At 67.9% G+C, this 18,982-nt stretch carries 21 protein-coding genes and 3 tRNA genes; 10 read left to right on the top strand and 14 right to left on the bottom strand.

Annotated features, from left to right (window positions below; translation table 11 throughout):
- The 12 genes from BM133_RS34030 to trpE all read right to left on the bottom strand — a co-directional run.
- The coding region (locus BM133_RS34030; protein ID WP_038111923.1) for a GTP-binding protein at positions 1-90 on the bottom strand (90 nt) is incomplete at its 3' end.
- Positions 91-162: 72 nt separating this feature from the next.
- Positions 163-237 (bottom strand) — tRNA-Thr (locus BM133_RS34035).
- 40 nt (positions 238-277) lie between these two features.
- Positions 278-351, bottom strand: a tRNA-Gly gene (locus BM133_RS34040).
- A 65-nt stretch (positions 352-416) separates the two neighbouring features.
- Positions 417-502 (bottom strand) — tRNA-Tyr (locus tag BM133_RS34045).
- Positions 503-609: 107 nt separating this feature from the next.
- A complete protein-coding gene (locus BM133_RS34050; protein ID WP_093443918.1) occupies positions 610-1,317 on the bottom strand; it encodes a uracil-DNA glycosylase in 708 nt (235 codons plus the stop codon).
- A complete protein-coding gene (trpC, locus tag BM133_RS34055) occupies positions 1,314-2,114 on the bottom strand; it encodes an indole-3-glycerol phosphate synthase TrpC (RefSeq protein ID WP_093443920.1) in 801 nt (266 codons plus the stop codon). The genes BM133_RS34050 and trpC overlap by 4 nt, the downstream gene beginning before the upstream one ends.
- Positions 2,115-2,148: 34 nt before the next feature.
- A complete protein-coding gene (trpD, locus tag BM133_RS34060) occupies positions 2,149-3,171 on the bottom strand; it encodes an anthranilate phosphoribosyltransferase (protein WP_093443922.1) in 1,023 nt (340 codons plus the stop codon).
- A 28-nt stretch (positions 3,172-3,199) separates the two neighbouring features.
- Positions 3,200-3,862 carry a LysE family translocator gene (locus BM133_RS34065; RefSeq protein ID WP_093443924.1) on the bottom strand — a complete coding sequence of 221 codons (663 nt, stop codon included), beginning with the start codon at positions 3,860-3,862 and terminating at the stop codon, positions 3,200-3,202.
- 16 nt (positions 3,863-3,878) lie between these two features.
- Entirely contained in the window at positions 3,879-4,937 is a 1,059-nt protein-coding gene (ltaE, locus tag BM133_RS34070) for a low-specificity L-threonine aldolase (protein ID WP_093443926.1), read from the bottom strand.
- A 6-nt stretch (positions 4,938-4,943) separates the two neighbouring features.
- A complete protein-coding gene (locus BM133_RS34075; protein WP_093443928.1) occupies positions 4,944-5,528 on the bottom strand; it encodes an anthranilate synthase component II in 585 nt (194 codons plus the stop codon).
- Positions 5,525-5,917, bottom strand: coding sequence for a GxxExxY protein (locus BM133_RS34080; protein WP_093443930.1), 393 nt, complete (start codon positions 5,915-5,917; stop codon positions 5,525-5,527). The genes BM133_RS34075 and BM133_RS34080 overlap by 4 nt, the downstream gene beginning before the upstream one ends.
- Positions 5,914-7,416 carry an anthranilate synthase component I gene (gene trpE, locus BM133_RS34085; protein ID WP_093443932.1) on the bottom strand — a complete coding sequence of 501 codons (1,503 nt, stop codon included), beginning with the start codon at positions 7,414-7,416 and terminating at the stop codon, positions 5,914-5,916. Before trpE ends, BM133_RS34080 begins: the two co-directional genes overlap by 4 nt.
- Before the next feature lie 332 nt (positions 7,417-7,748).
- On the opposite strand from trpE, the gene BM133_RS34090 reads away from it, so the two are divergent.
- A complete protein-coding gene (locus tag BM133_RS34090; protein WP_093443934.1) occupies positions 7,749-8,351 on the top strand; it encodes a chalcone isomerase family protein in 603 nt (200 codons plus the stop codon).
- Positions 8,352-8,359: 8 nt separating this feature from the next.
- On the opposite strand, the gene BM133_RS34095 is transcribed toward BM133_RS34090, so the two are convergent.
- On the bottom strand, positions 8,360-9,064 hold the full coding sequence (locus BM133_RS34095; protein ID WP_093443936.1) for a phosphoglycolate phosphatase: 705 nt from the start codon (positions 9,062-9,064) through the stop codon (positions 8,360-8,362).
- 211 nt (positions 9,065-9,275) lie between these two features.
- Between BM133_RS34095 and BM133_RS34100 the strand changes: the two genes are divergently transcribed.
- Together BM133_RS34100 and BM133_RS34105 are read left to right on the top strand one after the other, a co-directional pair.
- Positions 9,276-10,253, top strand: a complete 978-nt coding sequence (locus tag BM133_RS34100; protein WP_093443938.1) for a Bug family tripartite tricarboxylate transporter substrate binding protein — start codon at positions 9,276-9,278, stop codon at positions 10,251-10,253.
- A gap of 100 nt (positions 10,254-10,353) precedes the next feature.
- Positions 10,354-11,622: an NUDIX hydrolase gene (locus tag BM133_RS34105; RefSeq protein WP_093443940.1), complete on the top strand. Its 1,269-nt coding sequence runs from the start codon at positions 10,354-10,356 to the stop codon at positions 11,620-11,622.
- Here BM133_RS34105 and BM133_RS34110 read toward each other — a convergent pair.
- A complete protein-coding gene (locus BM133_RS34110) occupies positions 11,558-12,961 on the bottom strand; it encodes an aminotransferase-like domain-containing protein (RefSeq protein WP_093443942.1) in 1,404 nt (467 codons plus the stop codon). The two genes, BM133_RS34105 and BM133_RS34110, sit on opposite strands and share 65 nt — an antisense overlap.
- Before the next feature lie 356 nt (positions 12,962-13,317).
- Here BM133_RS34110 and BM133_RS34115 point away from each other — a divergent pair, with 356 nt between their 5' ends.
- Genes BM133_RS34115 through BM133_RS34145 form a run of 7 tightly spaced genes read left to right on the top strand, consistent with a single transcriptional unit; the run spans position 13,318 to position 18,962 of the window.
- Positions 13,318-13,800, top strand: coding sequence for an MSMEG_0572/Sll0783 family nitrogen starvation response protein (locus BM133_RS34115; RefSeq protein ID WP_093443944.1), 483 nt, complete (start codon positions 13,318-13,320; stop codon positions 13,798-13,800).
- A 15-nt stretch (positions 13,801-13,815) separates the two neighbouring features.
- Entirely contained in the window at positions 13,816-14,889 is a 1,074-nt protein-coding gene (locus BM133_RS34120; protein ID WP_093443946.1) for a Nit6803 family nitrilase, read from the top strand.
- Complete coding sequence (locus BM133_RS34125; RefSeq protein ID WP_093443995.1) at positions 14,852-15,934, top strand: MSMEG_0568 family radical SAM protein; 1,083 nt, start codon at positions 14,852-14,854, stop codon at positions 15,932-15,934. Before BM133_RS34120 ends, BM133_RS34125 begins: the two co-directional genes overlap by 38 nt.
- A gap of 2 nt (positions 15,935-15,936) precedes the next feature.
- Complete coding sequence (locus BM133_RS34130) at positions 15,937-16,497, top strand: MSMEG_0567/Sll0786 family nitrogen starvation N-acetyltransferase (protein WP_093443947.1); 561 nt, start codon at positions 15,937-15,939, stop codon at positions 16,495-16,497.
- Positions 16,494-17,507 carry a sll0787 family AIR synthase-like protein gene (locus BM133_RS34135; protein ID WP_093443949.1) on the top strand — a complete coding sequence of 338 codons (1,014 nt, stop codon included), beginning with the start codon at positions 16,494-16,496 and terminating at the stop codon, positions 17,505-17,507. The genes BM133_RS34130 and BM133_RS34135 overlap by 4 nt, the downstream gene beginning before the upstream one ends.
- Positions 17,500-18,687 (top strand): MSMEG_0565 family glycosyltransferase, encoded by a 1,188-nt coding sequence (locus BM133_RS34140; RefSeq protein WP_093443951.1) that lies wholly within the window; start codon positions 17,500-17,502, stop codon positions 18,685-18,687. Before BM133_RS34135 ends, BM133_RS34140 begins: the two co-directional genes overlap by 8 nt.
- Positions 18,678-18,962, top strand: coding sequence for an MSMEG_0570 family nitrogen starvation response protein (locus BM133_RS34145; RefSeq protein WP_093443953.1), 285 nt, complete (start codon positions 18,678-18,680; stop codon positions 18,960-18,962). The genes BM133_RS34140 and BM133_RS34145 overlap by 10 nt, the downstream gene beginning before the upstream one ends.
- Positions 18,963-18,982 lie beyond the last annotated feature (20 nt).

Genomic DNA, 18,982 nt, shown 5'->3' on the forward strand with positions numbered 1-18,982 from the left:
AGCCGTCAGCGTCGTCTTGCCGTGGTCGACGTGACCGATCGTGCCCACGTTCACGTGCGGCTTGGTGCGGGTGAATTTACCTTTTGCCATTTTTCGACTCCGAAAAAAACGATTTCAACGTATGCAGATGGGTTGCAAACCTGCCGTTGCAACCCCCAAAACTGGTGCCCTTTGCGGGAATCGGACCCGCGACCTCCCCCTTACCAAGGGGGTGCTCTACCACTGAGCCAAAAGGGCTTTTGTCTAACCAATCGCTTCCGGCGTCGAACCGGGTCTCTGGAGCGGGAGACGGGAATCGAACCCGCGTCATCAGCTTGGAAGGCTGGGGTTCTACCATTGAACTACTCCCGCATCGGGGGCACTTCAAGGCACCCAAAGCGCTAGATCCAATCGCTCTTAGAAACCAAATTCATCGCTGGTGGAGAGGGCTGGATTCGAACCAGCGTACTCGTAAGAGGGCAGATTTACAGTCTGCTGCCATTAACCACTCGGCCACCTCTCCGGCGAACCTCGAAATATAGCACGGTTTTGTGACTACACAGAACCCCCAGCACCAAGAAGAAGCGAGAGAACTGCACGAGGCGGGAACCGCCGGGATTATCCGCGAATTCAGTCGCCTCCCTGGTGCGCCTCCCGCCAGGCGCGCGCTTCGCCGAAATGTCCGCATCCGATGAACGGCACAGGCGGCCGCAGGGCCGAAAGCGGCGACGGATGATTCGACATCAGCACCTTGTGGCGCCCAACGTCGATCAACGCACGCTTACTCTGCGCGTGCGACCCCCAGAGCATAAAAACAACAGGTTTGGCGCCGTCCGATACATGTCGGATGACGGCGTCGGTCAGCACTTCCCAGCCACGGCCCGAATGGCTCGCCGGCTGGGCCTCTTCGACGGTGAGACAGGTGTTGAGCAGCAGCACGCCATGTGTCGCCCACTTCACCAGGCTGCCACCCGGATTCGGGAACTGCGGCGCAGGCGTGCCAAGGTCGCGCTGAAGCTCCTTGAAGATGTTGCGCAGCGAGGGCGGCAGCGCCACGCCGGGCGCCACCGAGAACGCGAGCCCTTCGGCCTGTCCGCGTCCGTGGTACGGGTCCTGGCCCAGGATGACCACGCGGACGTCCCCGGGCGGCGTCAGCTCCAGCGCGCGCAGCGGCTGCGGCGGAAAGACCACGGCACCTGCATCGAGGCGCTCCCGCAGGAAGCCGCGCAGCTTCGTCCCCACGGCGCCAGCAAAGAACTCATCGACCAACGGCTGCCAACCGGGCGCCACCGCCCAGTCGGCAGGATCGCTGCTCGACAGTTGATCCTGCGCGCTCATTGGAACAACGCAGCGAGGGCCTCGCCGGGTTCCTTGGCGCGCATGAATGCTTCACCGACCAGGAACGCGTTGACGCCCGCCGCGCGCAGCGTGGCAACGTCTTCGCGCGTGGCGATGCCCGATTCGGTCACCGGCAGCCGGTCGGCAGGAAGCCGCGGCAGCAGGTCGATCGTGGCCTGGATCGACACCTCGAAGTTGCGCAGATTGCGGTTGTTGACGCCGATGAGCGGCGTCTTGAGCTTCAACGCGCGATCGAGTTCGGCCGCATCGCGCACCTCCACCAGCACCGCCATGCCGAGCCCGCGCGCGATGGCTTCGTAGTCCTTCATCTGCGCATCGTCCAGGCACGCGGCGATCAGCAGGATCGCATCCGCGCCCATCGCGCGCGACTCGTACACCTGGTACGCATCGACGATGAAATCCTTGCGCAGCACCGGCAGGTCGCACGAGGCGCGGGCCTGCTTCAGATAGTCCACGCCGCCCTGGAAAAACTGCTTGTCCGTCAGCACCGAGAGGCATGCCGCGCTGACCGTGCCATCGCCCTCGGCGTAGCTCTGCGCGATGTCCGCCGGAATGAAGTCTTCGCGCAGCACGCCCTTGCTCGGGCTGGCCTTCTTGACTTCGGCGATCACGGCGGCCTGGCCGGCGGCAATCTTGGCGCGCAGCGCGGCTTCGAAATCGCGCGTGAGCACGCGGCTTTCAGCGTCGAAGCGGACGGCTTCGAGCGGCGTGCGCTTCAGCGCGGCCGCCACTTCCTGGTGCTTGACGGCAACGATCTTGTCGAGGATGTCGGACATGGCTTGTGATGCTTTCGGTTGTCTCTGAAGGGCCTCAGACGGTCGCGGAGGCCTTGACCAGCTCGGCGAGCTTGGCCTTCGCCGCGCCCGATGCGATGGCTTCGCGCGAGCGCTCGACGCCCGCGGCCACCGAGTCGACGACGTTGGCCGCATACAGCGCCGCACCGGCGTTCAGCAGCACGATGTCCAGCGCCGGGCCGGCCTGATTGTCCAGCACCCCCAGCAGCATCGTCTTCGATTGCTCGGGCGTTTCCACGCGCAGCGCGCGGTTGCTCGACATCGCGAAGCCGAAGTCCTCGGGGTGCAGTTCGTACTCGCGGATCTCGCCGTTCTTGAGCTCGCCCACCAGCGTGGCGGCGCCCAGCGAGATCTCGTCCATGCCGTCGCGCCCGTAGACCACCAATGCGTGCTCGGTGCCCAGGCGCTGCAGCGCGCGCACCTGGATGCCCACCAGGTCGGCGTGGAACACGCCCATCAGGATGTTCGGCGCGCCCGCGGGGTTGGTCAGCGGCCCGAGGATGTTGAAGATGGTCTTGATGCCCAACTCCTTTCGCACCGGGGCGACGTTCTTCATCGCCGGATGGTGGTTCGGCGCGAACATGAAGCCGATGCCGCATTGCTCGATGGAGCGCGCGATCTGCTCGGGCTTCAGGTTGATGTTGATGCCCAGCGACTCCAGCACGTCGGCGCTGCCCGACTTGCTCGACACGCTGCGCCCGCCGTGCTTGCTCACCTTCGCGCCGCCCGCGGCCGCGACGAACATCGAGCAGGTCGAGATGTTGAAGGTGTGCGAGCCATCGCCGCCGGTGCCCACGATGTCCACCAGGTTCGTGGTGTCGGCGACGGGCACCTTGGTCGAGACCTCGCGCATCACCTGCGCGGCGGCGGTGATCTCGCCGATGGTTTCCTTCTTGACGCGCAGGCCCGTGATCAGCGCGGCCATCATCACGGGCGAGCACTCGCCGCTCATGATGAGCCGCACGATGTGCAGCATCTCGTCGTGGAAGACCTCGCGGTGCTCGATGGTGCGCTGCAGCGCTTCCTGGGGAGTGATCATGGGAAGTCTCCTGAGTGTTTGTCTGTCGTCAGTGGCCGGCGCGAACGGCCGGTGCGTCGGTGAACGCGAGCTTGAGGCCGAAGCCGATGAAGAGGACGCCGGCCGCGCGGTCGAGCCAGTGCATGCCCTTCTGCACGGCGCCGCGGCGCGCCATCCAGCCCGCCGCCACGGCCCATCCCACGTTGACGGGGATGCCGTTGAGGTTGAACAGCACGCCCAGCAGCACGAAGTACAGGGCCTTGTCGTCGGCACCGGGCGCGATGAACTGCGGCACGAAGGCCAGGAAGAACAACGCCACCTTGGGGTTGAGCACGTTCGTCCAGAAGCCGCCGAGGAAGATCGCCTGGAGGCTGCGTTCCCCGCTCACCGCGGCGGCGGCCTTGTCGAGATCGGTGGGCGGCGCCGCGCGCGAGAGCACCATGCGCACGCCCAGGTACAGCAGGTAGGCCGCGCCGATGTACTTGAGCACCGTGAAGGCGGCCGCCGATGTCGCCATCAGCGTGCCGACACCGACCGCCGCCGCGAAGATGTGGACGAAGCAGCCGGCGGTGATGCCGAGCCCCGCCACGATGCCGGCGCGCACGCCCGAGCGCAGCGAATTCGTCACGACGTAGAGCACGTCGGGGCCCGGCGTGAGGTTCAGCAGCCAGCCGGCGGCGATGAAGGCGAGCAGATGGGGAAGATCAGGCATCGCGTCCTCGCCGGATTCAGGACTTGAAGAACGCGCGGATCGCGGCCACGGCCCGGTCCACGCCCGCGGCGTCGACATCCAGGTGCGTCACGAAGCGCAGGCGGTAGAGACCCGTCGCGAGGATGCCCTGGCTGTTGAGGCTCGCGATCAGTTCCGCCGAACGCGCCTGCGCGGCGCCCGTGAGGTCGACGAACACGATGTTCGTGTCCGGCGCCTCGACCACGAGGCCCTCGATGCCTTCGAGCCCCTGCGCGAGGCGCTGGGCCAGCGCGTGGTCGTCGGCCAGGCGATCGACGTGGTGATCCAGCGCATGCGACGCAGCCGACGCCAGCAGGCCCGCCTGGCGCATGCCGCCGCCCGCCATCTTGCGGATGCGGTGCGCCCGCGCGATGAATTCGCGCGAACCGACCAGCGCCGAGCCGATGGGCGCACCCAGGCCCTTGCTGAAGCAGACCGACACGCTGTCGAAGCACTGCGCGATGCGCCGGGCTTCGGCGCGGATGTCGCTGCGCTTGTTCAGCGCGGCCTGCGCGGTCGCGGCGTTGAAGAGACGCGCGCCGTCCAGGTGCCGCTGCAGTCCCTTGCGCTTCGCCAGGTCCGTCGCGGCCTGCACGTACTCGAACGGCAGCAGCTTGCCGCCCAGCGTGTTCTCCAGCGCCAGCAGCTTGGTGCGCGCGAAGTGCGCGTCGTCGGGCTTGATCGCCGCCTCGATCTGCGCAAGCGGCAGCGTGCCGTCGGGCGCATGGTCCAGCGGCTGCGGCTGCACGCTGCCGAACACCGCGGCGCCACCGCCTTCCCAGCGGTAGCAGTGCGCCTGCTGGCCGACGATGTATTCGTCGCCGCGGCCGCAGTGCGAGAGGATCGCGCAGAGGTTGCTCTGCGTGCCGGTCGGCACGAACAGCGCGGCCTCGAAACCGAGCAGCGCGGCGATCTTTTCCTGCAGCGCGTTGACGCTCGGGTCGGTGCCGAAGACGTCGTCGCCCAGCGGCGCTCCAATCATGGCCTCGCGCATCGCGGGCGTGGGTTGGGTGACGGTGTCGCTGCGCAGATCGACGACGGAAGAGCGTTCGGTCATGGTGGGTCAGTCCAGGAAGTTCTTGAGCATGGCGTGGCCGTGCTCGGTGAGGATCGATTCGGGGTGGAACTGCACGCCTTCGATGCGCACGTCGTGCGCATACCCGGTGTGCCGCACGCCCATGATCTCGCCGTCGTCGGTCCACGCAGTGACAGCCAGGGCCTTCGGGCAGCTCTCGCGCTCGATCGAGAGCGAGTGATAGCGGTTGACGATGAACTTCTCGGGCAACCCCGCGAACACGCCTTCGCGCGTGGTCGTGATCTCGCTGGTCTTGCCGTGCATGAGTTGCTGCGCGCGAACGATCTTGCCGCCGAAGGCTGCACCGATGGCTTGGTGGCCGAGGCACACGCCCAGAATCGGCAGCCGGCCCGCGAAGGCCTCGATGGCCGCCACCGACACGCCCGCTTCCGCCGGAGAACATGGCCCCGGCGACACCACGAGCCGCGTGACGCCGGAGGCGATCAGTTCGCCGATCTGCGCGACGGTGATCTCATCGTTGCGGTGCACCTGCACATCCGCACCCAGCTCGCCGAAGTACTGGACGATGTTGTAGGTGAAGCTGTCGTAGTTGTCGATCATCAGCAGTTTCATGGCTTGCTCACAATCCGGTGCACGCCCTTCACGACGGGGAACACGTTGAAGTTGATCAAGAGGCCCAGCTTGATGCCCGACAGGCGCAGCGCCGCGAGCACCTGCGCGCGATGCAGGTCGGTCAGCACATCGACCGCCTTGAGTTCGACGATGACCGACTGCTCGATCACGAAACCCGCGCGGTACACCTCGCCGAGCGAGCGACCCTTGTAGGTGGCCGCGAGCGCCACGTCGCGCGTGAAGCCGATCTCGCGCTCGGCCAGTTCGATGGCCAGCGCCGCGGCGTAGGCGCCCTCGTCGAGCCCCGTGCCGAGCACGCGCTGCACCTCGACGGCGGCGCCGATGATCTCGTGCGAGAAGTCGTTCTGAATATCGGGTGCAGTGCTCATTCCAGGCCTTCCTCGACCAATTCGGCCGCACGCAGGAGTGCGCGCGCCTTGGCCTCTGTTTCTTTCCATTCCAGCTCGGGCACCGAGTCGGCGACCACGCCGGCCGCGGCCTGCACGTGCAGCATCTGGTCCTTCACGATGCCGGTGCGGATCGCAATCGCCACGTCCATGTCGCCCGCATAGCTGATGTAGCCGCAGGCACCGCCGTAGAGGCCGCGCTTGGTGGGTTCGAGCTGGTCGATGAGCTCCATCGCATGCACCTTGGGCGCGCCGGTCAACGTGCCGGCGGGGAAGGTGGCCTTGAGCACGTCGATGGCCGTCATGCCGTCCTTCAGCGTGCCCTCGACGTTGCTCACGATGTGCATCACGTGGCTGTAGCGCTCCACCGCGAAGGCCTCGGTCACCTTCACGGTGCCGGTCTTGGCGATGCGGCCGATGTCGTTGCGCGCGAGGTCGATCAGCATGACGTGCTCGGCGCGCTCCTTCGGGTCGTTGATGAGTTCTTCCTCGGCCGCCTTGTCCAGCTCGAGCGAGGCGCCGCGCGGGCGCGTGCCGGCCAGCGGGCGGATGGTGATCTTCTGCTCGCCATCGCCCGTGTTCTCCTGGCGCACCAGGATCTCGGGCGAGGCGCCCACCACGTGGAAATCGCCCAGGTGGTAGTAGTACATGTAGGGCGACGGGTTGAGCGAACGCAGCGCGCGGTACAGCGACAGCGGCGACTCGGTGTAGCGCTTGCTGATGCGCTGGCCCACCTGCACCTGCATGAAGTCGCCGGCGGCGATCATTTCCTTGGCGCGCTCCACGGCCGCGATGTAGTCGGCCTTGGCAAAGCTGCGCTCGGGCGGATGCGCCTGCGTGGGCTTCACGATCGGCGCGCTCACCGAGTACTTGAGCTTTTCCTTCAGCTCGCGCAGGCGCCGCTTGGCGTTGGCGTAGGCCTCGGGCTGCTTCGGGTCGGCATAGACGATGAGATACAGCTTGCCCGAGAGGTTGTCGATGACGGCCAGTTCCTCGCATTGCAGCAGCAGGATGTCGGGGCAGCCCAGCGTGTCGGGTGGACAGCTCTTCTCGAGCTTGCGCTCGATGTGGCGCACGGTGTCGTAGCCGAAGTAGCCGGCAAGGCCGCCGCAAAAACGCGGAAGGCCCGGCCGGAGCGCGACCTTGAAGCGCTTCTGGTAGTCGGCGATGAAGTCCAGCGGGTTGCCTTTGGCAGTCTCCACGACCTGCCCGTCGGTCACCACCTCGGTCACCGCGTCGGCGCCGAAACCGCTGGCGCGCAGCAAGGTGCGTGCAGGCAGGCCGATGAAGCTGTAGCGCCCGAAGCGCTCGCCGCCCACGACCGATTCGAGCAGGAAGCTGTGCTTGCCGCCGCCTTGCGAATGGGCGAGCTTCAGATAGAGGGAAAGGGGCGTCTCGAGGTCGGCAAAAGCCTCGGCCATCAGCGGGATGCGGTTGTAGCCCTGGGCGCTGAGGCTCTTGAATTCAAGTTCGGTGATCACGGATCGTTCTCCAATTGCCGGCCGACGCGCCTTCGGTCGGTGGCAAGGTCATTCACTGGTGGCCCGGAGTCGAGGGGATCGATCCGGTGCCGCGGGCGCACGGCGTGCGCCGTGCAATCAAACAGTCAGCGAAGTATGGCTACGCCAGGGCCAGGCTCCCCGGCTGCCTTCACCTGTTTGAATGATGTGATGAACGAACATGGAAGCGCGAGTTTAGCCCACGAAAAACGCACTTCCGCACGGCAACGCAGGTTTCAGGGTTCCCCCGAAGGTCGAAACGTAAAACAAAAAGATACATTCGCACGACCGTTCGCAAATTCAAGGAGACCCCCTTGCCCGCACTTTCCATCCCGACCGCGCTCTCGCGTCTCGCCCTGCTGGCCTGCCTGACGACGACGGCGCTCGGCGCCTCTGCCGCGCAGGTCGACGTTGCGGGCGTCAAGCTGGAAGACCACCTCGACCTGCGCGGCACCCCGTTGCAGCTGAACGGCGCGGGCGTTCGCTTCAAGGCGATCTTCAAGGTCTACACCGCGGGCCTTTACGTCGGCAAGAAGGTCTCCACCCCCGAAGAGGCGCTGGCCGCGCCCGGCCCCAAGCGCGTGGCCATCACGATGCTGCGCGACATCGACGCCAACGAACTCGGCAAGCTCTTCACCAAGGGCGTGGAAGAGAACTCGCCCAAGAGCGAAATGGTCAACCTGATCCCCGGCCTGTTGCGCATGGGCCAGATGTTCGCGGACCAGAAGCAGCTCAAGACCGGCGACACCTTCACCATCGACTGGCTGCCGGGCACCGGCACGGTGATCACCGTGCGCGGGGTGCCGCAGCCCGATCCGGTGAAGGAGCCGGCCTTCTTCAATGCGCTGCTGCGCATCTGGCTCGGCCCGAGCCCGGCCGACTGGAAGCTGAAAGACGCGCTGCTCGGCAAGTCCTGACCTGACGGCTAGAGCTCGGCCAGCGAATCCACGAACCCGTCCGCGTCCACGCCGCGCACCGGCTCGCCGTGGTTGTAGCCGTAGGTCACGAGCACGACCGGGCAGCCGGCCGCCCGTGCCGCGCGGGCGTCGTTGCTCGAGTCGCCCACCATCAGCGTGCGCGCCGGCACGGTGCCCAGCGCCTCGCAGGTCTTCAGGAGCGGCAGCGGATCGGGCTTCTTGCGCTCGAAGGCATCACCGCCGAACACCAGTTCGAAGAACCCGTCCAGCCCTTTCGCGGCCAGCAAGGGCCGGGCGAATGAAGTCGGCTTGTTGGTGAGGCAGGCCAGCCGGAGGCCCCGCGCGCGCAGCGCCTTCAGCCCCTCGATCACGCCCGGGTACAGCGCCGAGTGCTGGCCGTTGATGGCCAGGTAGTGGTGCTGGTAGCGGTCCCAGGCGCGGTCGAACAGCGCCTTCGCCTTTGCCTCTGCCCCCGCCGCATCGGCAGCGCCGCCGGAGCTCATCACGTGCACCAGCGCCGAATGGATCAGGTGCTCGGAGCCCTTGCCCACCATCAGTTCGATGGCGGCAGGCGGCACCGGCGGCAGGTCGAGATCGCGCAGCATGCGGTTCAGGGCCTCGGCGAAATCGCCGAGCGTGTCGACCATGGTGCCGTCGAGGTCGACGATGGCGGCGTCGAAGTGGATGTGATTGAAGTGGGTGGAAGAGTTCAAGACAAGCCAATGGAGAGGGTTGCGAATGGACGGAGCCCACGGCGGCGACGGTGAAGCTCCGAACGCGCACCGAGAGTACCGGCCGCGCCGACAACGGTGATTTTCATACGCCAGCCCTCCGCGCACTGAAAAAGTGTTTCCCGAGTCGAAGCTTGGCGCCGTACCGGATCGGCGATGCAATCGCTCGCATCAAATTACAACGGAGACAAGCATGCACCGCACCCCAGTCACTCGCCTGCGATCAGCCACGATGGCCGCCTTGCTCGGCTTGGTCGCCATCGCTTCTGTTCACGCGCAGGACCGCTACCCCACCAAGGCCATCCGGCTGGTGGTGCCGTTCCCCGCCGGCACCGCGCCCGATGTGATGGCGCGCTACTGGGGCGACCGGGTGAGCAAGCAACTGCAGCAGCCGGTGATCGTGGAAAACCGGGCCGGTGCATCGACCATCGTCGGTACGCAGGCGGCCGTCACTTCGCCCGCAGACGGCTACACGCTGCTCTACACCGCCAGCGGCACGGTCACGATCAACCCCTTCGCGTACAAGAAGCTGCCCTACCAGCCGCAGGATCTGGTGCCGGTCACCCGCATGCTGTCCATCCCGCTCGTGGTTTCGGTGCCGACGGAGTCGCCCTACAAGACGCTGGCCGACCTCATCCAGGCTGCCAAGTCGAAGCCCGGCCAGGTGAGCTATGCGTCCTATGGCATGGGCACCGTGCCCCACATGTCGATGGCCTATTTCGCCAACAGCGCGGGGCTGGCGCTGAACCACATTCCCTATCGCGACGGGGGCCTGACCGATCTGATCGGCGGCAGGGTGGACGTTGCGTTCTCGCCCATCGCCGACGTGCTGCCCTACATCAAGGCCGGCAAGGTCCGGCCCCTGGCCGTGTCCAGTGCCCGCAGGCTCGACTCGCTGGCCCAGGTGCCGACCGTGGCGGAGAGTTTCCCCGGCTTCGAAGGCGATTCATGGCACGGCGTCTTTGCGCTCAAGGGAACGCCGCAATCGGTCATCGACCAGATCGGCGCGGTGTCGCGCCGCATCGCGGAGTCGAACGAGTACCGGCAGTACCTGAGCGAGTTCGGGCTGATTCCGGTGGGCGGCTCGGCTGCAGACTTCTCCCGGGTCATCGAGGCCGAATCCAAACGCTGGGCCAAAGTGGTCAAGGACAACAACATCTCGCTTGAATAGGGCGGCGGTCTCGTGCGCGGCGGCATTTCTCAGTGCCGCATGGCGGGCTCCGGCGGTCCCGTTCGCAGCGGCCGTATCCGCACATTCACAATAGCGCCGCATGACCGCCACGACGCCCGCCTCTGCCTCCACGCCCCGCCCCATCCGCACCGCCGCCACGCTGGTCGTCCTGCGCGACGGCAGCGAGGGCCTCGAAGCCCTCATGCTGCGCCGCGCCGAGAAGGCCAATGACCAGAACAGCGGCGCCAGCGTCTTCCCCGGCGGCGTGCTCGATGCGCACGACCGCCACCTGCATCCGCTGTGCGCGGGCCTGGACGATGCCGCGGCGAGCGAGCGCCTGGCGGTGCCCGAAGGCGGGCTCGACTTCTACGCAGCCGCGATCCGCGAGTGCTTCGAGGAAGCGGGGCTTCTCTTCGCGAACGACGGGGCGGGCCTTCCGGTCCGGCTGATCGATCTCGCCCCGGGCGAACTCGCCGCGATGCGCGATGCCGCCGAGGAAGGCACCGGTGCGCTGCTCGCCCTGTGCGGCCAGCGCGGTTGGCGGCTGGCGGGCGAGCGCGTCGTCTACTTCGGCCACTGGCTCACGCCGCCCGGCATGCCGCGCCGCTTCGACACGCGCTTCTTCGTCGCGCTGATGCCCGCGGGACAAGAGGTGCGTCCCGACGGCCGCGAGACCGTCGAGCACATGTGGCTGCGCCCGGCGGATGCGCTGGACCCCGCGCGCGGCCTGAAGCTCATGAACGTGACGCGGCGCGTGCTGCAGCAGCTCGATGCGTTCAACCGCGCCGACGAATTCATGGCGCATGCGCGGCAGCTGCGCGAGATCCCGCTGAACATGCCCAGGCTCGCGGACGGCCCCGAGGGCCGCCGGGCGGTGAACATCGAGGAGCCCGCGTACGACGAGGTCGGCCACCTCGACCCCGAGGGCCGCGGCGATGCGCGCTATGTGCTCGAAGCGGGCCTTGTCACGCGGCTGTCCGACAGGGTGGTTCGCGTGGTGGGCAGCGCCGGCGACAACAGCTACCTCGTCGGCGGATCGGAAGGCTGGGCATCGATAGGCCCCGCGCCGCTGGACGATGCCCTTCGCGCCGCCGCGCCCGGCCCCGTGCACTGGACCGTCACGGCGCAATCCGATTGGCCCGGCGACGTGCTGGACCTCGGCGGCGCCACGCTCCGGATGTTGAAGAGCGGCGAAGGCGCGCCGAGCCTCCTGCTGGTCGAAGAGCGCATGCTTTTCACGGGCCCCGACGTGACGACCACCGGCACCAACGACGCCATCGCATGGATCGCCCCGTCACAAGGCTTCATCCACCGCCCGCGCGCAGCGTCGCATGCGGATGCAGCGGGTGCGCCAGCGTATCGGCGATGAGCCTGAGCGCCTGATCGCACTGCTCCCGCGACATCGGCCCGCCCAGGCAGATGCGCACCGCGTCCGGCGGATCGCCATCCGTTGAAAACGCCGCGCTCGCCACCACGCCCACGTTCTGCGTGCGCAGGTACGAGGCGAACTCCACCGGGCTCCACCCCGGCGTGAGCGGCAGCCAGGCATGGAAGCCTTCGGGATGCGCCTGCAGCCCGCTGTCGCCCAGGTGGCGCATCGCGAGCAGTTGCCGCGCCACCGATTCGGCGCGCACGGCCTGCAGCATGGCCTCGGTGGTGCCGTCTTCCACCCACAGCGTCGTGAGTGCATTGGTGATCGGCGAAGCCATCACGGTGGTGGCGCGCATCGCACCGGCCAGCCGCTGCGACTGCACCACCGTCGGTGAGCACACATACGCGCTGCGCAGCCCCGCGCCGAAGCACTTGGAGAACCCGCTCACGTAGTAGGTGAGCGCGGGCGCCAGCGTGGCGATGGTGGCGGGCGTCTGGCGCGGCAGCATGCCGTAGGCGTCGTCCTCGATGATCGGAATCGCATAGCGCAGCGCCACGTCGGCCAGCGCTTCGCGCCGTGCGCGCGAGACGGTGCCGGCGGTCGGGTTCAAGAGCGTCGGGTTGCAGTACAGCGCCTTGGGCTTGAGCGTCTTGCACGCGTGCTCGAAGGCATCGGCGATCGGGCCGTCGTCGTCCAGCTGCAGCGCATGCAGCTGCACGCCCAGCTGCGCCGCGATGGCCTTGACGCCCGGGTAGGTGAGCGACTCCACGCAGATCAGCTCGCCCGGCCGCGCGAGCTGCGAGAACAGCGCCGTGAGCACGCCGTGGATCCCGGGGCACACGAGGATGCGGTCCACGCTCGCGTGCGGCACGAAGGGGCGCAGCCACTGCATCGCCACCTCGCGGTCGTGCGCGGTGCCGCCGAAATCCTGATAACGCAGCAGGTCGTGGAAATCGATCTCGGCGAAGGCGCGGCTCGCGCTCTCGTGCAGCCGCGCCATCAGGTGCGCGTCATCGGGTTCGGGCGGCATGTTCATCGTCATCTCGGCACCGCTGCCGCCGCGCAGGCGCAGGCTCGGGCTGCCCGAGCGGATGAAGGTGCCGGTGCCCGCGCGCGAATCGATGAGCCCGCGCTTGCGCGCCTCGGCATAGCCGCGCGCCACGGTCGTGTAGTTGAGCTCCAGGTCGGCCGCGAGCTCGCGCAGCGTGGGCAGGCGGTCGCGCACGCCCAGGCGGCCGGTCTTGATGTCGTCGGCGATCAGCTCGGCCAGCAGCAAGTAGGCGGGCCGGTCGCTGTTGCGCAGTTGTTTTCGCCAGTGGGCGGTGATCGTGGTCATCGTGCGGAGTTGATTGCATCCATTGATTGCATCGGGCCACCGATCAACATGCATGAATCGCGCCCGGCCCAGAGCGCAGACGCAGGGGCCGGATGCTTCGATCAGGTGCGATCAACCCCCTTGATCGGGTGCATTGATCGCATGGCGGATGCGTCGTCCCGGTGCAGAAAACGTTCGCCGGGCCGCCTTCGCCCCTGCCTTTCGGGCCGTCCGGAATTTTTTTATCCGCACGCGGCCCGCACCGCTGCGCATTGATCGCGAGTTGATCGCACGGACCCGTGCGAACGCTGGCACATCGCCTGCAAAGAGATTGGCACGCAAGACCTGCGTGTCCAACCACCCAACCGGAGTCCCCCATGCCCAAAGTCACCCGCCCCCGCAACGAGAAAGGCGAGTTCCTCGTCGACTACGAAGAGAAGGTGTTCGAAGACGTCAAGGCCGAGCCCGGCGAAAAAGCGCTCGTCACCTTCCACACCGTGGCCTTCGAAGGCTCCATCGGCTTCGTGAACCTGCTGCAGGCCACGCGGCTGAAGCGCAAGGGCTACGAGACCTCGATCCTCCTGTACGGCCCCGGCGTGACGCTGGGCGTGCAGCGCGGCTTCCCCACGCTGGGCGACGAGGCCTTTCCGGGCCACCAGAACTTCAACAAGCAGATCAGCAAGTTCATGGAAGAAGGCGGCAAGGTCTACGCCTGCCGCTTCGCGCTGCAGGCGCTGTACGGCCACGGCGAAGGCGCGCTGATCGAAGGCATCAAGCCGATCAATCCGCTGGACGTGCTGGACATCGTGCTGCTGCACAAGAAAGCGAACGCCGTCATCCTCGACACCTGGACGCTGTAAGGCAGGACCCGAGCGATGGCTTCCACACCCCGCATCGTGCGTGCCGCGGCGATCCAGATCGCGCCCGACTTCGAGCGCCCCGACGGCACGCTCGACCGGGTGTGCAGCGCCATCGACGAGGCCGCGGCGAAGGGCGCGCAGATCGCGGTCTTTCCCGAGACCTTCGTGCCCTACTACCCCTACTTCAGCTTCGTGCTGCCACCGGTGCTGCAGGGCGCGCCGCACCTGCAGCTGGTGGAGCGCGCGGTGGTCGTGCCCGGCCCCGTCACGCAGGCCGTGGCCGAGCGGGCGCGCGCCCGCCACATGGTGGTGGTGCTCGGCGTGAACGAGCGCGACCACGGCAGCCTCTACAACACGCAGCTGGTGTTCGACGCCGACGGCACGCTCGCCCTGAAGCGCCGAAAGATCACGCCGACCTATCACGAGCGCATGGTCTGGGGCATGGGCGACGGCGCGGGCCTGAAGGTGGTGGACACCGCCGTCGGCCGCGTGGGCGCCCTCGCCTGCTGGGAGCACTACAACCCGCTCGCGCGCTACGCGCTGATGGCGCAGCACGAAGAAATCCACTGCGCGCAGTTCCCCGGCTCGCTGGTCGGCCCGATCTTCGCGGAGCAGATGGAAGTGACCATCCGCCACCACGCGCTCGAATCGGGCTGCTTCGTGGTCAACGCCACCGGCTGGCTCACCGACGAGCAGATCCGCTCGGTCACGCCCGATGCCAACCTGCAGAAGGCGCTGCGCGGCGGCTGCCACACGGCCATCGTCTCGCCCGAAGGCAAGCATCTCGCGCCGCCGCTCACCGAGGGCGAAGGCATGGTGATCGCCGACCTGGACATGGCGCTCATCGCCAAGCGCAAGCGAATGATGGATTCGGTCGGCCACTACGCGCGGCCCGAGCTGCTCTCGCTCGCCATCAACGACCGGCCGGCAGAGACCACGGTGCCGATGCATCGCACGCAACCCCATTCCATCGATTCCATCGACCCACGGAGCCCCGACCATGACCACCACCACCACGACCTCGACCACGCAGCAAGACAGCCGGCAACTGATGACCGAGCTGCAGTCCTTCGGGTTGCGGCTGGTTGACCCCTCGGCCGGCGTTTCGAGCCGCCGCGGCGGCGCGGGGCCTTCGGACCACAAGGCCGTGACGGTGGACGGCCACACGATCATGGTGCCGGTCCACACCTCCACCGCGTGGCATTCGCCCTTCACCGCCGAAGCGCCCGACGCGCAAGGCATGAGCCGCGTGATGCGCGGCGCCATTCCCATCGCCAGCATCAGCTTTCCGAAGCAGCCGCGCTTCTACGCGATGCAGACCTTCGACGGCGTGCCGTATTCGCACATCGCCACGCTGCACGGCAGCGACGTGCTCGCCACCACGGTGCTGCAGACCTGCATCCGCTACGAGAGCCGCAAGAAAAGCTGCAAGTTCTGCGCGATCGGCCAGTCGCTCGCGGCCGGCCGCACCATCGCGCGCAAGACGCCCGAGCAGCTGGCCGAAGTGGCGCGCGCTGCGGTGCTGCTCGATGGCGTCAAGCACATGGTGATGACCACCGGCACGCCCAACGCCACCGACCGCGGCGCGGCCATCCTCTGCGAGAGCGCCTTCGCGATCAAGGCCGCGGTCGACATCCCGATCCAGGGCCAGTGCGAGCCGCCCGACGACGACCAGTGGTTCCACCGCATGAAGGCCGCGGGCATCGATACGCTGGGCATGCACCTGGAAGTGGTCACGCCCGAGGTGCGCGAACGCATCATGCCGGGCAAGGCCAGCGTGCCCATCTCGCGCTACATGAGCGCCTTCGAGGCGGCGGTGGGCGTGTTCGGGCGCGGACAGGTCAGCACCTACATCCTGGCCGGCCTGGGCGACACGCGCGAAGCCATCCTCGACATCTGCGACCAGCTCCTCGCACGCGGTGTCTATCCCTTCGTCGTGCCGTTCGTGCCGATCAGCGGCACGCCGCTCGAAGACCATCCCGCGCCCTCGCCCGACTTCATGAAATCGCTGCTCGCGCCGCTGGGCGAGCGCGTGGTGGCCGCGGGGCTGCGCTCGGCCGACATCAAGGCCGGCTGCGGCAAGTGCGGCGCGTGCTCGTCGCTCTCCATCTACGAAAAAGAAAGCGAAGGCTGACCATGCTGTGCATCGACGACCTGAGCGAGCTCGACCTGCACTACGCGCCCGTCGAATACCTGGTGCGCGAGGCCGCGCAGCAATGGGAGCGCGACGAGGCGATGGCGCTGCGCCGCGCGGTGTTCTGCATCGAGCAGGGCATCTTCGCGCGCGACGACCGCGATGCGACGGACGACCGCTCGCAGCTGCTGGTGGCCATGTCCTGCAACGGCGGCATGCCCGAGCAGGTGGTGGGCACAGTGCGCATCCATCGCGGTGAAGCAGAGGGCGAATGGTGGGGCTCGCGCCTCGCAGTGCACCCGGCCTTTCGCAGCCAGGGGCATCTGGGCGTGACGCTGATCCGGCTGGCCGTCTCGCGCGCCAACGCGCTCGGCTGCGCGGCCTTCTTCGCGCAGGTGCAGATGCAGAACGTGCCGCTGTTCCGCAAGATCGGCTGGCAGCTGCTCGAAGAGACCACCGTGCACGGCCGTCCGCATGCGCGCATGCAGGCCGACCTGGGCTGGTACCCGCCCTGTCACGACCCGGTGAGCGGCTTCGTCACGCGCGCCAAGGTGATGCCATGACGAACGGCGTGCACGAGATCGCAGAGGCCCTGCGCGCCACGCGCGGCTTCGCCCACAAGCGCGACATCAGCGACGTGGTCTCGGCGCTCGGCCGGTCGCTGCCCGGCGGCCACGCCGCGCTCGCGCAGGCCGTGCCCATCGGCGACGACTGCGCCGCCATTCCCGATGGCCACGGCGGCTACCTGCTGTTCGCCATCGAGGGACTGGTCGAAGACTTCATCGTGCGCATGCCGTGGTTCGCAGGCTACTGCGGCGTGATGGTCAACGTGAGCGACATCTACGCCATGGGCGGGCGCCCGACGGCGGTGGTCGATGCGCTGTGGAGCACCGGCATGAACCCGGCCGACGACGTGCTGCGCGGGCTCGCGGAAGCCGCCGTGCGCTATGGCGTGCCCATCGTGGGCGGGCACAGCAACAACCGGAGCGAACGCCCGCAGCTCGCGGTCGCGATCCTCGGCCACGCGCGCAAGCTGCTCACCAGCTTCGATGCGAAGCCCGGCGACCTGCTGGTGATGGCGGCCGACCTGCGCGGCGCCTACGAGGAGCCCTTTCCGTACTGGAACGCATCGACCACCGCGCCGGCCGCGCGGCTGCGCGCCGACCTCGAAGTGCTGCCCGCGCTGGCCGAAGAGGGCCTGTGCTGCGCGGCCAAGGACATCAGCATGGCCGGCGCGGTGGGCACGGCGATGATGCTGCTGGAGTGCTCGGGCGTCGGCGCGCGCATCGACCTGGACGCGCTGCCCCGGCCCGACGGCGTGCCGCTGCTGCGCTGGCTCACGTCCTTTCCGAGCTACGGCTTCGTGCTCGCCGTGCCGCCTGCGCAGGTGGCGCCGGTGCTCGGCCGTTTCGCCGCGCGCGACATCGCCTCCGCGGTGATCGGCCAGGTCGATGCGACGCGGCAGGTGCGGCTGAAGGCGGGCGGCGACGAGGCCCTGCTGTGGGACTTCGGCAGCGACGCCTTCATCCAGCCGCACACGTCCGCCGAACGTGCGGAGGCGGTGTATGTCTGAGTTCGATCGCCCCTTGCGCATCGGCCTGCTGACGCACTCGGTCAACCCGCGCGGCGGCGTGGTGCACACGCTCGAGCTCGCCACCGCGTTGCACGCAGCCGGCCACGCAGTGACGGTGATGGCACCCGCCGCGCCGGGACAGGCGATGTTCCGCATGCCCCCTTGCAGGGTCGAACTGGCGCTGGTGAACGACAAGCCGCGCGACACCGTCGGCATGGTGCGCTCGCGCATCGGCGCCTTCGTCGACCATCTGCACGGCCTGCTGCAACGCGAGACCTTCGACGTGCTGCACACGCAGGATTCCATCGGCGGCAATGCGCTCCTGCAGCTGCAGGACGAAGGCCGCATCGACGGCTTCGTGCGCACCGTGCACCACCTGGACACCTTCGACGATCCGCAGCTCACGCGCTGGCAGCGGAACGCCTTCGAGCGCGCGAGCCTGGTGTTGAGCGGCAGCCGCCTGTGGTGCGAGCACCTGAAGAGCGAGTACGGCGTCCAGGCGCACGAGATCGACAACGGTGTCGATACCCTGCGCTTCTCTCCGATGGCGCAAGCGGGCGATGCGTCGCTCGCGCAGCGCCTGGGCATCGCCACGGGTGCGCCCGTGGTGCTGGCCATCGGCGGCATCGAGGAACGCAAGAACAGCGCGCGCCTCTTGGCCGGCTTCGCGCTGCTACGCGCTGCGCATCCGCGCGCGCAACTGGTGATCGCGGGCGGTGCGAGCCTGCTCGACCATGGCGCCTACGCCGAGACCTTCCGCGCACAGATGCAGGCGCTCGGCTTCGACGAAGGCCCGTGGCAGCCGCTGCGCGTGACCGGTCCGCTGCCCGATGCCGACATCGCCGCGCTCTATCGCCTGGCCGACGTGGTTGCCATGCCCTCGCTGCGCGAAGGCTTCGGCCTCGTGGTGCTCGAAGGGCTTGCCAGCGGCGTGCCCGTGGTTGCCTCACGCATCGCGCCCTTCACGGATTACCTGGCCGAGACGGACGTGAGCTGGGCCGATCCGGAAAGCGCGGCCTCGATCGCCCAGGCGCTGGCCCACGCGCTCGCGACCCGCGATGCACAGCGGATCGCCGCTTCGTCCGCGCGCCTTTCGCGGCGCTTCAGCTGGACGGCCAGCGCCGAACGCCACGCCGCCCTCTATCGCGCGCACCTGAAAGAGAAACACCCATGCCCGTGATGCACTTCCACGTGCGCTGGCCCGACGCCAGCGAAACGCGCTGCTACTCGCCCTCGCTCGTGGTGCAGGACTTTCTTGCGCCCGGCGAACGCTACGCGCTCGACGACTTCCTGCAGCGCACCCGCGACGCATTGGGCATCGCCTCCGAGCGCGTGCGCGCGAAGTACGGCTTTGCGTGCTCGCAGGCGATGGACCAGCTCGCCGAGATCGAGCGCATCGCCACCCGCTTCACCGGCACCGCCGATGCGCAAGTCACCGTCGTCGCCTTCGACTGACGCCTCCCCACATCCAGAGA

This window comes from Variovorax sp. 770b2 (assembly GCF_900115685.1).
GTDB lineage: Bacteria > Pseudomonadota > Gammaproteobacteria > Burkholderiales > Burkholderiaceae_C > Variovorax.

What these genes read in the sequence shown, in the direction of transcription:
- BM133_RS34050 (WP_093443918.1), bottom strand. Translation starts at nt 1,317, where the DNA reads ATGAGCGCGCAGGATCAACTGTCGAGCAGCGATCCTGCCGACTGGGCG.
- trpC (WP_093443920.1), bottom strand. Translation starts at nt 2,114, where the DNA reads ATGTCCGACATCCTCGACAAGATCGTTGCCGTCAAGCACCAGGAAGTG.
- trpD (WP_093443922.1), bottom strand. Translation starts at nt 3,171, where the DNA reads ATGATCACTCCCCAGGAAGCGCTGCAGCGCACCATCGAGCACCGCGAG.
- BM133_RS34065 (WP_093443924.1), bottom strand. Translation starts at nt 3,862, where the DNA reads ATGCCTGATCTTCCCCATCTGCTCGCCTTCATCGCCGCCGGCTGGCTG.
- ltaE (WP_093443926.1), bottom strand. Translation starts at nt 4,937, where the DNA reads ATGACCGAACGCTCTTCCGTCGTCGATCTGCGCAGCGACACCGTCACC.
- BM133_RS34075 (WP_093443928.1), bottom strand. Translation starts at nt 5,528, where the DNA reads ATGAAACTGCTGATGATCGACAACTACGACAGCTTCACCTACAACATC.
- BM133_RS34080 (WP_093443930.1), bottom strand. Translation starts at nt 5,917, where the DNA reads ATGAGCACTGCACCCGATATTCAGAACGACTTCTCGCACGAGATCATC.
- BM133_RS34100 (WP_093443938.1), top strand. Translation starts at nt 9,276, where the DNA reads ATGCACCGCACCCCAGTCACTCGCCTGCGATCAGCCACGATGGCCGCC.
- BM133_RS34105 (WP_093443940.1), top strand. Translation starts at nt 10,354, where the DNA reads ATGACCGCCACGACGCCCGCCTCTGCCTCCACGCCCCGCCCCATCCGC.
- BM133_RS34110 (WP_093443942.1), bottom strand. Translation starts at nt 12,961, where the DNA reads ATGACCACGATCACCGCCCACTGGCGAAAACAACTGCGCAACAGCGAC.
- BM133_RS34115 (WP_093443944.1), top strand. Translation starts at nt 13,318, where the DNA reads ATGCCCAAAGTCACCCGCCCCCGCAACGAGAAAGGCGAGTTCCTCGTC.
- BM133_RS34120 (WP_093443946.1), top strand. Translation starts at nt 13,816, where the DNA reads ATGGCTTCCACACCCCGCATCGTGCGTGCCGCGGCGATCCAGATCGCG.
- BM133_RS34125 (WP_093443995.1), top strand. Translation starts at nt 14,852, where the DNA reads ATGACCGAGCTGCAGTCCTTCGGGTTGCGGCTGGTTGACCCCTCGGCC.
- BM133_RS34130 (WP_093443947.1), top strand. Translation starts at nt 15,937, where the DNA reads ATGCTGTGCATCGACGACCTGAGCGAGCTCGACCTGCACTACGCGCCC.
- BM133_RS34135 (WP_093443949.1), top strand. Translation starts at nt 16,494, where the DNA reads ATGACGAACGGCGTGCACGAGATCGCAGAGGCCCTGCGCGCCACGCGC.
- BM133_RS34140 (WP_093443951.1), top strand. Translation starts at nt 17,500, where the DNA reads ATGTCTGAGTTCGATCGCCCCTTGCGCATCGGCCTGCTGACGCACTCG.
- BM133_RS34145 (WP_093443953.1), top strand. Translation starts at nt 18,678, where the DNA reads ATGCCCGTGATGCACTTCCACGTGCGCTGGCCCGACGCCAGCGAAACG.